This is a genomic window from Sulfurospirillum sp. MES, from assembly GCF_000789415.1.
Classification (GTDB): Bacteria; Campylobacterota; Campylobacteria; order Campylobacterales; family Sulfurospirillaceae; genus Sulfurospirillum; species Sulfurospirillum cavolei.
Map to the genome: position 1 here is coordinate 150,565 of NZ_JSEC01000003.1, position 12,262 is coordinate 162,826.

General features: G+C 44.8%; 7 protein-coding genes. All 7 read right to left on the minus strand.

Annotation, left to right across the window (positions count from 1 at the left end):
• Positions 1 to 2 precede the first annotated feature (2 nt).
• The 7 genes from OA34_RS06520 to OA34_RS06550 all read right to left on the minus strand — a co-directional run bounded on the left by OA34_RS06520 (position 3) and on the right by OA34_RS06550 (position 12,260).
• On the minus strand, positions 3 to 1,238 hold the full coding sequence (locus tag OA34_RS06520; protein ID WP_039673624.1) for an MFS transporter: 1,236 nt from the start codon (positions 1,236 to 1,238) through the stop codon (positions 3 to 5).
• Positions 1,228 to 3,009: an ABC transporter ATP-binding protein gene (locus OA34_RS06525; protein ID WP_039673626.1), complete on the minus strand. Its 1,782-nt coding sequence runs from the start codon at positions 3,007 to 3,009 to the stop codon at positions 1,228 to 1,230. Before OA34_RS06525 ends, OA34_RS06520 begins: the two co-directional genes overlap by 11 nt.
• Complete coding sequence (locus OA34_RS06530; RefSeq protein WP_039673628.1) at positions 3,006 to 4,778, minus strand: ABC transporter ATP-binding protein; 1,773 nt, start codon at positions 4,776 to 4,778, stop codon at positions 3,006 to 3,008. The genes OA34_RS06525 and OA34_RS06530 overlap by 4 nt, the downstream gene beginning before the upstream one ends.
• Before the next feature lie 11 nt (positions 4,779 to 4,789).
• The gene (locus tag OA34_RS06535; RefSeq protein ID WP_039673631.1) at positions 4,790 to 6,898 is read right to left on the minus strand and encodes a TonB-dependent receptor; all 2,109 of its coding nucleotides are present in this window, start codon (positions 6,896 to 6,898) and stop codon (positions 4,790 to 4,792) included.
• Between the two features lie 195 nt (positions 6,899 to 7,093).
• The gene (locus OA34_RS06540) at positions 7,094 to 7,990 is read right to left on the minus strand and encodes a DUF4198 domain-containing protein (protein ID WP_039673632.1); all 897 of its coding nucleotides are present in this window, start codon (positions 7,988 to 7,990) and stop codon (positions 7,094 to 7,096) included.
• 10 nt (positions 7,991 to 8,000) lie between these two features.
• The gene (locus tag OA34_RS06545; RefSeq protein ID WP_039673634.1) at positions 8,001 to 10,091 is read right to left on the minus strand and encodes a TonB-dependent receptor; all 2,091 of its coding nucleotides are present in this window, start codon (positions 10,089 to 10,091) and stop codon (positions 8,001 to 8,003) included.
• Positions 10,092 to 10,217: 126 nt separating this feature from the next.
• On the minus strand, positions 10,218 to 12,260 hold the full coding sequence (locus OA34_RS06550) for a TonB-dependent receptor (RefSeq protein WP_039673636.1): 2,043 nt from the start codon (positions 12,258 to 12,260) through the stop codon (positions 10,218 to 10,220).
• Positions 12,261 to 12,262 lie beyond the last annotated feature (2 nt).

A 12,262-nucleotide genomic window follows, 5' to 3' on the forward strand; every position in this document is an offset into this window, starting at 1 on the left:
TTTTATCCTATCACTTCGACACGTGCTTCATGTTCGCCTTTCACGACCACCTCACCGCTCAGATACCATGCAAAAAGGCTCGTTAACACCGCTATTAACGAAAGGGCGATAATGACATTGACATACCCAAAAGTGCATGCCAAACTCATCGTAATGCCTGCTGAGACAATACCGGCAAAACTAAAAACGCAGTGTTGCATCGCATATTCCAGTGCGGGTGAGTGTTCCACATGATCCATCATCAGCGTCGAAAGCACCGTAGCTGAGGGGCTGTAAAGAAACATCACGGAGCCAATCGCCAGCATACTAAAGCCAAAATGCGCATGTCCCAAAGCGGGCAAGAGCAGAAACAACATACCGATACTTTGCGCAAAAGGCGTCCAAATTAAGATGCGCTTTCGCCCAAACCGCTCGATCAGCCACCCCGCACCAAACGCTCCAATGATGCCAAGAATAGAGCCAAAAATACTGATATTCAACCCAATATGATCCAACCGCCACCCTGCATCGACTAAAATAGGCGTCATTAGCCCATACGCACCGCTGATGCACACGGGATACGCCAACAACAGCAGAAACCAGCGACGTTTTGATTTACCGCTCCAAAAACGGTAAAAATCCCTCCACGAAGGCTCATGCGCTTTGATGGTGTGAATGTCGTTGGGTTCTTTGAAAAAAAGCAGTTGGAATAGCGATGTGGCAGTACCTGCGCATAAAATCAGCATCGCATAAAACCACCCAAAATGCTCATACACGATCAACACCAATCCACCGCCGATAAACATACCGATTAACCCACCGCCGATTTTAAGGGCATTGACCATGCCACGCTCTTTGGCTGAGACGATTTTATACGCCAGTGCATCCACTGCAATGTCTTGCGACGCCGCAAAAAAGGCAAAAAATGCGCACCCAATCAACAATGGTTGAAGTTCTGTGAGTACATCAAAACGGCTTACATGTAAAAGGCTAAGCACCATCAAACTCTGCCAAATAAAGAGCCATGTGCGGTAATGTCCCCATCGTCTAAAACAGACTTTATCAATGAAAGGTGCCCACAAAAAGCGAAACATCATAAAAAGTCCCAGTGAATAGATCAGTCCCAACTGCTCTAAAGGAACCCCGTTTTTACGCAAAATGGCAACCAACGACTCCATAAAAAAGCCCAGCCCTAGATACTGAGAGACGTAAAGATTCAGCAACAGGGCTTTGTGTTGTACGGAGGTTTTAGCAGACATGGGTGTTAAGATTCCACGCTTTAATGCGTTGTTGGGCACGCCACATTGCATGGTATTTGCCCTCTTTGGCGACCAAGCTTTCATGCGTTCCCTCTTCGACCAAACGTCCCTCATGAAACACACAAATGGTATCCGCACCGCTGATGGTTGAGAGACGATGGGCAATGACGATGATCGTTTTATCACGCACCAGCGCATCAATCGCTTTTTGTACCGCCACTTCACTCTCGGTATCGAGCGCGGCGGTCGGCTCATCTAAAATGACAATCGGCGCATTTTTCAAAATCGCTCGTGCGATACTGATGCGTTGTCGCTCGCCACCGCTCAGGCTTCCGCCGATGTCGCCGATACGGGTCTGATAACCCTCAGGTAGCCGAGCGATAAACTCATGGCAAAACGCCGATTTGGCAGCCTCTTCCACTTCTTCATCGCTTGCGTCGGCTCTTCCCATGCGAATGTTGTTTAAAATCGTGTCATCAAACAGATACACGTCTTGAAAAACAACGGAAAAGTGCCTCATTAAAGCATCATTTTCCATCGAACGAATATCGGCTCCGCCAATGCGAATTATCCCTTTTTGCGGATCGGCGTAACGCATGAGCAGCTTCGTCAGCGTCGTTTTACCTGAGCCTGAAGTACCCACAATGGCATTCAGCGTGCGCTCTTTAAAGTTAACACTCACGTTATCAAGGGCTTTATCACGCTCACCACGGTAGCTAAAATCAACATTTTCAACGTCCACATCAAATGTTTTAGGCACTTCATATGGCGTTTGACATTCTAAAGGTTTGGTATTTAAAATGGATTTGATGTGCAAAAATGCGCTATCCATCAAATCAAACATCGGAATGACACCCAAAAAGAGCGACAACGGCTCACTCAAACGTGACACGATGACCAGCATCGCCGCTAAGGTCGGAAGAGCTAAAAGCGTCTCATCGACTAAGTAACTCCCGACACCCAAAAGCACCAACAACGTCACCTCGATCAAAACCCCCATAATCAACAACGGCAGGGTTGAAGCGTCGATACCTTGGGCTTGAACACGCTTTACATGTAAGATCTCTTCGTTGAGATTTTGGGCATTTTTGCCTGTTTGATTAAGCGCACGAAGCACAGGAAGTCCTTGAACATACTCGACAAATCCCGCTTCTAGTCTTGCATTGGCTTCGTTAAACTCGCTTTTTTCGACAATACCTGCACGACGTTTCCACAGGTAAAGCGGTATCACCATCGGTATAAAACAGAGCATTACCAGAGCAAGCCGCCATTCAATGAAAAAACTCACCACTAACACCACCAGTGGCACAACGGTAATTTGCAAAAACAAAGAGGCAACCACGCCCATATGAATGACCGACTCATCGACGTTGCTCGAAAAAATGGCGTTTAGTTCGCCCGTTTTATAGCGACTTAGCTCTTCTTGGGGCATTTGGCGAAGCGCACTTCCTAACTTCGTACGCAAATCGTGCGTCACTTCCGCAATGTACCCCGAATAGTCAAAATCATGCCCCATCCATTTCAACACGCAAAAAAGCAGGCTAAAAAAAGTCATCCAACCAAACCAAAAAAGCACATCGCCAAGCACAAATGTCGGCGCAAACACCGCTTTTAACAGAGGGTAAAAGAGACAAAAGGCGATGCCTTGTGCGATAAACGCCAACGTAAAAAGCCCTAAACTACGCTTATAACCGCCGGCATAATCGCCTGCTAACTCCATGGAGAGTGCAAACACCTTTCGAAGCGGTGCGTAATGATGCTTAGAACTCATGCGATCTCCTTTGCAGTGCGTAAATCCCAGTGTTGCGCTTTTTCGTAATTGCCCCAAAGCGAGGCGTAAAGTCCCTTTTGAGCCAAAAGCACTTCGTGTTTCCCGCACTCTTTAATGCACCCCTCATCAAACACGATGATGTGATCGACGTCTTTAATTGTACTGAGACGATGTGCGATGATAATCACCGTCTTATCCTTGGTCAGATTGGCAAGTGCTTTGACGATCTCCTCTTCATTTTCAGGATCAGCAAAGGCGGTTGCTTCATCCAAAATAACAATAGGTGCGTTGCGTAAAATGGCACGTGCAATGGTCAGGCGTTGTTTTTGGCCACCTGATAACCTCGTTCCTCTATCGCCTGCTAAGGTGTCGTACCCCTGTGGCAAACTCATGATAAAATCATGGATTTGCGCCGCACGGGCCGCTTCGATAATGGCATCGTCACTGGCTTGGGGATTTGCCATTTTAATGTTGGCTTTGAGCGTGTCGTAAAATAAGAAGGTATCTTGAAAGACAAATGAAACATGCTCCATTAACACCTCCGCATCCATGCTTCGCACATCAACACCGCCGACTAAGATGCGCCCCTCATTGACATCCCAAAAACGCGGAATCAGCTTTGCCACCGTACTTTTTCCTGCACCCGAGGGTCCAATGAGCGCAGTCACACTGCCTGCGGAGGCTTCAAAACTGACATTGTGTAAAACGTACTCATGCCCCTCATAACCGAAACTGACATTGTCAAAGACAACACTTGCATCCTTGGGGATAAGCGTTTGCGCAGGATAAGACAGAGGCGTAATCGCCATAATCTCTTGAATGCGGTTGGCGGAGGCTTGCGATTTTTTGATGAAATTGCTCATCCACATCAGCGGCATCATCGCATCCGCCATCCCCGTACTGATGAGAAGTGCTGCAATAAAGGGGGCAAAAGAGAGCGATTCATAGGCAATAAAATAGCTTCCCACACCGCCGACCACTAAAAGTGTTGGCATCGGGCTTAAGATCATCATACCGATTTTTGCGCTCACCGCCGTCTCATTGATCCACGCTTTAAGGCACTCTTTGTAACTCAAAAGCGCCTCGGCGTAACGTTTAAACGAACTGCTTCCATCATCAAACGTCCGTACCACGCCCATGGCTTGGACAAACTCGATGACGGCACGATTGATCTGCTCTTGCGAAGCATCGTAACGCTTGCGGTATTCTACCGAGTCTTGCATCACAACGCTCATAATCACGCCGCCCAAAACCAAAACGGCGATGCTTGCCAACGCCAAACGCCAGTCAATCCACACAAGTGCGATCAAAGAAGCTATCGGCGTGGCGATACTTTTACCGATCATCGGTGTGCTATCCGCCACAAACGCATGCAGGTTTTTCACATCATCCAAAAGCACCTTTTTCAGCGCACCCGAACCTGTAGTGATGATATGCCCCAGAGGAATTTGTGCCAAATGCTCGATGAGCCTTTTGCGCAAAATCTCTTCCAATTTAAACGCCCCATGATGCGAGAGAATAAAGGCATATTTGGAGAGTAAAAACGATCCTACCGCAATAAGACCAAGCACGCAAAACGCACCCCAAAAGCTTACATGTAAACCCAAAAACGCCACGCTTTCATGAAACGGTATGCTCATCACATACGCCAAAAGCGCCATATCCACAACCAACAACGCCCCTCCCGCAACGGAGAGGAGAATGGCCGTTTGTATCTCTTTTTTCACGGGAGCCATGATCGCCCATAGCCCCCTTTTTTGCTCTTGCATTCATCTATCCTTTAAAAAGTGTATTTAAAGCCGACTCCCACACGTCTGCCCTCGCCGAACATCACAAGCGTATCGTAGCTCGGCATCAAAGTTTGCGCTTGTGCGTTGATAATGTAATCCTCGTCGGTGACGTTTTGAACGTAGGCGTAAACATCCAGACCCGACTTCATGCGATACCCTGCTTTAACGTCGCCCACCACATATGCGTCCGCTTTAATCGTATTTTCAGGATTGTAATACGTCTCACCATGTGCTCTGACATCTACTCTGCCGTAAAAGCCGCTTGGGTGCGTATAGCCGATACCGACTTTTGCCGTATAAGCAGGTGTTCGCTCGATTTTATTGCCTTCTGCTGGAATTAAGCTTCCTGAATAGTCATAGACTTTATAGTCGTCGTATTCGGTTTGAATCAAGCCCACCGCACCGTTTATTTCGATGCTTGGAATCGGCTTATACAACGCTTCAAACTCAATGCCTTGGGAATGCGCCTTATCCGCATTGGAAGCGGTCATAATCGTGCCCACATACGTATAGATATGAATATCCGTAATATCCATATAAAAGACGTTTGCCCCTAAAAAGAGAGTACCGTCTAGCATATTGCCTTTAACGCCCACTTCGTAGTTGGTCGATTTTTGGGGCTCGAACATATTGGTCTCTTTACCGCCCGTAGTGGCGTAATTGTTGAAACCTCCGGGTAAATACCCCGTTGAAATAGACGCATACGTGGAGAGGTTGTCATTGATTTTATACAGTAACGCTGTTTTGGGTAAAAATGCCGTCCATGCATTTTTAGCATCATAGTGGTGAGAGTCAAAGACCATCCCCGGATACAAATCGATCGACGTCATCGCATAATCCGAATCGATCTCTTTTTCGATGCGTTGAACACGTCCGCCCAACGTCCATTCAAACTGGCTCGCAAACGGGACGACGACTTGTCCGAACGCCGCATAGGTCTCGGCCTTTTGCGTAGAATCATCATTGATATGGATAGAGCCGTAAGAGCCGTAATCGTATTGACGTCCGTATCCGGGATAGTCAATATCCTCTTTTTCATAGTAAAGTCCCGCAACCCATCTAAACCCTTCTTTATTGGGGCTAGAGAGTTTTAACTCTTGCGTATAGGTATCGCTTTTGCGATCCACAAACGCGCTCAGCCCATTATAGGTGGCATCCAAATCAAACGTTCCGTTTGCTTCCACTTTTTTATGTGTCGTCGTCGATGTCAAGTCCATCGCATCAAACGCATACTTTAAATTCAACGCTTGCGAATTGGACTTGGTTGTGATCTTATTTTCACCATCCCAATCTTGAAATTTCGTATCGCTACGGCTGTAGGAATTGATATTCTCTCCTGCCGGAACGCCGACAATGTCCATCGCACCTGCACGGTTGTAATAATCCGATACGCTTAATTGCACGCTCAAACGTTCAATCGGCTTCCATGTCACGTTCACGCCGATGTTGTGTTTGCTTGTTTCATCAATCCATTTTTCACCGTCGTACAGATTGGTGATGTACCCATCATCACTCGCATAATCGCCGTTGACATTCACAAAGAGCACGTCATCGACCACGGCTCCACCCACGCTCATTGTCGTATACGTGTAATGATCCGTGCCGTACTCCACCCCGATCGTACCGCCCCACTCGTTTTGAGGCGATTTTGTGATAATGTTGATAATACCGCCGATCGAATCTTTGCCGTAAAGGCTTCCTTGAGGACCTCGTAACACCTCGACATGATCCACGTTGGCTAATGAAGCCTCGTACGCATACGAGTTGCTTTGCGGAACACCGTCGATGTAGATCGTTACGGGGTTATTGGAGGTAAACGTCGATTGATTGATACCCCTAAAATTAATACTTTGAAAATAGAGCGGTGAAAAAGACATATTGGGAATTTCATCAATAATTCCCTCAACGTCTTTAATTTCCCGCTCCTCCAAAGTACTCTCACTCAAAACCGAAACGCTTTGCGGAACATCTTGGATTTTCTCTTCGATTTTATTGGCACTAACCGTCACCTCTTCAAGCGTGTAGTCACCCTCCGCACCGTAAAGCAAACTTGCAACCGCCATTGAAACCATCGCACATACCACTCTTTTTTGACGCATCCCTCTCTCCTTCAGACTTTTTGGGAAGAATGGTACTCTTTATTAAGAACTATTATCAATAACTTTTTAACGCTGGAGGGATTTTTTTGCGCCCCAAACGGATTATTTATTCTGCTTTTAAAACCGATAGGCAAATAGCATCCTTCATTTTTAAGTGTTTTGTATGCAATATCAAAATCTTCCAAACGCTATTGCCTATTCTTTCACGTTAAACGTAACCGATGCCCCATTGAATACAAAATCAACTTTTCCAAAAAGCTCTTTTAATTCACCTTCCTTTGTCACGGTATCTCTATGACTGCAAGATACCATCCACGTTCCTGCACTTTGAACCCTGATTTGTGCTTTGCCTTCTTGGATATAAGACATCAAAGCAAAACCGTCATTTTGCCCAAAGGTATTGCTTGAAGCGGTGATATAGTCCATACTTGAAGCACTTACATGTAAAGGTTTTCCGTAAAATAAAACTTCAAATTCCACAAGATCACCCACCCGAACATTTGACAAATCCGTTTTTGGAATAATTTCAAGCCCGTTTCCTGTTGCTTTTTGGTCTTGCCATTTTCCTAACGTTAGGTACGATTTGGCAAAAGCTTCGTATTTGACGGACATCAATACTTTTTTGATATCTTTGATTGTGTCTTTCGTTGTAAGTGCCAATCTTTCCCTATCTTTTGTGTCAAGATATTGGGTATAAAAAGTCGGTTTGGATTTGGCTTCAATCGTATAAACGCCTTTTTCACTCTCTTTTTTAAGGGCAATCTTTTGAAATCCTATATCTGCACTGTAAATATCGAAATTGTCGCCTTTTTGCGTAGGCTCTTTGGGTTCGCTTGTTGGAATTGCCAGTTTTGTGATATGCCCACTCGGAGATGTCAGGGTAAAGGTTTCGACAATCACTTGTCCGTTAGGCGAATTCATAATATCATCAATGGGAAGCGAATGCCCCCATCCTAAACCGACTGTCGTATACCCCGGTTGATGAGCAAACGACTCAAACGAATTGATCCAAAGACTGTGCGCCAAAAGATGACTGCTTCCCAATGTTGCCATAGCACCTATCATTAAAATTATTTTTCTTAATTTGTTCATTTTTTATCCTTTAAAATGTGTATTTAAATCCGACTCCCACGGTACGAGAAGCCCCAAACGTTACGATTTGACCTACGCCTTGATCTTGAACCGTTGTAAAATACTCCTCATCGGTCATATTTTTCATATAGGTATAAATGTCCCAATTGGAAAAACGACGTCCAAGTTTTATATCGCCGACGGTATAGCTTCCCTCTTTAAAGGTATTGGCGGCGTTAAAATAAGTCGTTCCTTGATTGCGAATATCTAAACGAGCGTAATAACCTTGCGGATGATTGTATTGAAGCCCGATTTTTGCCGTTCGCGAAGGTGTCTTTTCAATTTTATGACCTTCATACGCACTTTCGGTGTACTCATCGTAAACTGCTTTCATTAAGCCCAACGATCCGTCTAACACCCATTGTTCGCTCATAAGGTAATTAAACTCAAATTCTGCTCCGTAAGAGTGTGCTTTACCGGCATTGGAAGTCGTGATCATTCCCGTACTTGAGTCATAGTTGTAAACTTGAATATCTTTGATATCCATATAAAAAAGCGTCGCAGCAAAATACAACTTATCAAAAGAGGCTTTTGTACCGATCTCGTAATCCATTGACGTTTGAGGATCAAAGCGATTTTCTGCTTCGACACTGCTACTACTCCAATAGTTATAGCCACCGGGCATATACCCTTTAGAGATAGAAGCAAAGGTGCTCCATGTGTCGTTTATTTTATAGTTTAACGCCGCTTTAGGAAGGAGAGCATTCCAATCATGCTCCGCATCAATCGTATAAACCTGTGTTCCATGTAACATGCCTACTGGATTCATATACATATTCGAAAGGATATCTTTGTTAATATGTTGGTATCTTGCCCCTAAAGTTAACTCATATTTATCGGCAAACGGGATAATCGCTTGCCCGAAAATGGCTTGCGTATCCGTCGTCGTCTTGGAGACGTCATCCAAATCCCAATTATACGAAGTACCGTAATAGTATCCCGGATATTGCATACCGTAACGTGGATTTTCGTATTCGCTTCGCTCGGCATACAAGCCTCCTATCCAACGAATACCCTCTTTGGTGTTGCTAGAGAGTCTCAACTCTTGTGAGGTCGTTTCAACGGAACTGTTTTGAAATTGGTAAAGATTGTCGTATAACGCATTAGCACTCCAACCAAAGTCGTATTGTCCGTCCAACGTAACTTTTTTATGCGTCGTAACCGATGTGAAATCCATCGTATCAAACGCATACGTAAGATTGAGGGCTTGAGCATCCGACTCGGTTTTAGTGTACGTATCAACTTCGTAACGAACGTTTTTAGCGTCATCGCGCGTTACACTACTCCAATTTCCGCTATCGGTAAAAGCACCGTCTAACCACCCGTTTTTAAAATAATCGCTACTGAGATTTAAACGTACGCTCAAACGATCGCTTGGCTTATAAAGCAAACTTGCTCCCAAACGACGTTCGTTTTTTTCGTTTGCATTTTCATCCATACCTTCTTCATGATTCGTTATCCAACCGTCGTCATGCGATGCTTTAATATTGAATCCAAGAAAAAGCACATCATTCACTAGCGGACCGTTGATATTAAACGTTCCTAACATGTAATTATCCGTACCGTATTCGGCTCCAACGCTACCTTTCCATTCATTGGTAGGCTTTTTCGTTACGATGTTAATAACGCCGCCGATGGCATCTTTACCGTAGAGCGTGCTTTGCGGTCCACGAAGCACTTCAATGTGATCGACATTCACTAAGGATGCATCATAACCGAGACGATCACTTTGCGGAATACCGTCAATGTAAAGGACGACGGGATTATTATTTGTAAAGGTCGAAGAATTAATTCCTCTAAAATTGACATCTTCGGCATAAGTATTATAGGAAGAAGAAAGGTTAGGTACCTCTTTAATCACGTCTGCGACACTTTTAATCTCTTTGTCCTCTAATGCCGCTTCATCAATAACCGTAATACTTTGCGGAACGTCTTGAATTTTTTCCTCGATTTTATTGGCACTGACGGTTACGCTATCAAGACTATACTCTTCACTTGCCCCGTAAAGAAATCCGCTTGTAACGATTGAAATCATGGCATATACCAAAACCTTTTTATTCACACAATCCTCCTTTAAGTAATACGCAATTTAAAAAGGTAATAGTACTCTATATTAAAAACCATTATCAATATTTTTTAACGCTGGAGGGATTTTTTTGCGCCCCAAACGGATTATTGATCACTCTTTTTAAAACCGATAGGCAAATGCTACGCCAACACTTCGAGGCTCGCCGGCTCTGGCATACCAATTGGAATTGACGACAAACGCACGTGTGATGTATCCCTCATCAAAAAGGTTTTTCGCGTAGAGATACACATCAAATTTCTCGTGCTCATAGCCGATTTTAACGTTGGTAACGCCATAGCTTTGAGAGTGGGTATTGTCATTGTCGTAATAGACTTTGCCAAAATAAGCGTAATTTCCGCCCACATAATAGCCTCCCTCAAAACGGTAATTTGCCCCCACGTTGAAGGTGTACCTCGGAGAGTTAATGACATAATTACCGCTGTAGTCGATAGATCCTTTGGTATACTCCTCATAGGTTGCTTTGGTGTATCCAAGACCGCTAAAGAGACTCAAACCTTCCATCGGATTCATGTGAAGCTCTATCTCAGCTCCTTTACTTTTGGCGCTAGAAGCGTTGTCGATGTACGCCACACCGTTACTTTGTGCCAATTCTACTTGCATATCTTTCCAGTCAATGTAAAAGAGTGCCGTACTAAGAGAAAATGTATCACTGAGTTTGGACTTGACACCGAGTTCGTAATTCCATGTAAATTCAGGCTCATAACTTTGTCCCACAGTATCGGTTGTGTTAAATCCCCCACTTCGAAATCCTTTTGAAATCGTTACATACGGACTAAAGGCTTCGTACTGTTTATAGGCTAAAGAGAATTTGGGGAGCCACGCATCAAACGTCTCACTCGCGGAGCCACTTTTATCTTCATAACCAAACATCGAGAGCACCGTTCCACCTCTTTGTTCATAGTCATCCTCTTTTTTCTCCCTGTCGTAACGAAGTCCCATTGTAGCTTGCACACTGTTTTCAAAACGGTAAGTCGCTTCGCTAAAAAGCGCTGTTCCAAGCGTGTCGATCTTGCTTTTTTGCACTAGCGTCTCGGTGGGCATACCCATGCCCATATTCATAAAGTTCATCGGCATGCGGTAGTCATGCTTTTCTTCTTCTTTAAGAAGAAAAACACCGTTGATCCATTGTAAGCGCTCACTAGGTTTGGCGATAAATCGAAGTTCTTCGGAAAGTGATTTCACTTCTTTATCGGTGTAGAGTCTCGTCAAATCGTATGATGTAAAGTCTATATCATTGTTTGCGACGTAATGCTCTTTTTTGGCTGAAGTGATAGAGACGATTTTCAGTGCGTCGCTGTAAGTGTAATCTGTTTTTACATGTAAATCATGAATCTCTTTAGAGGCATCGCCTAAATAATCCACATCAACGTTTTTGCGTATCGTCTCACCTGACCAAGAAGCGTACTGCGCATACGAAGGCGAATCGCTTTTTTGGTAGTTATACCCGATGCTCACGCTAAGATCATCATTGACTTTGGTGTAAAGCTTCAAGCGCGCGTCGATGTTTTTTTCCTCTCCCACATCATCGCCTTTGAGCGTGTCTTCAAAATAGCCGTCACTGTGTTCATAACGAAGTGCCGCACGAAGGGTTGTCGTATCGCTAAGCGGCTGATTGATGATCGCGTGGGAGCTGATGGTATTGAAACTGCCGTACTCCATCCCTACTTCCGCGCTAGGAACAAACGAAGGCGCTTTGGTCACAACATTGACGATGCCCGCTTCGGAATTGCGCCCGTAAAGTGTGCCTTGAGGCCCTTTAAGTACTTCGATGTGGTCGATGTCTAAAAAGTTCATATCCAAAGCACTGTAATAGACATCATCCACGTAAAATCCCACGGCAGGCGTGCCGATCATCCCAGCCGTAATCCCACGCATCGAAGCAAAGGTTGTTGCCGTAGCAGGACCTGTCTCCACGATCAAAAAATTGGAAGTCATGCTTTGCAAACCAATCGAATCCGTAATCAAAAAATCATTGACCTGATCGGAGCTCACCACGCTCACACTGGAGGGCAATTCCAAAAGTGTGCTTGAACCCATTTTGTCGGCACTTAAAACAATTTCATCCAACTTCGTCTCCTCTGCCCATGCCCCGACGTTTATCAGTGCGATAACCGCCAGACTCAACACTCTTTTTCTACGCATCT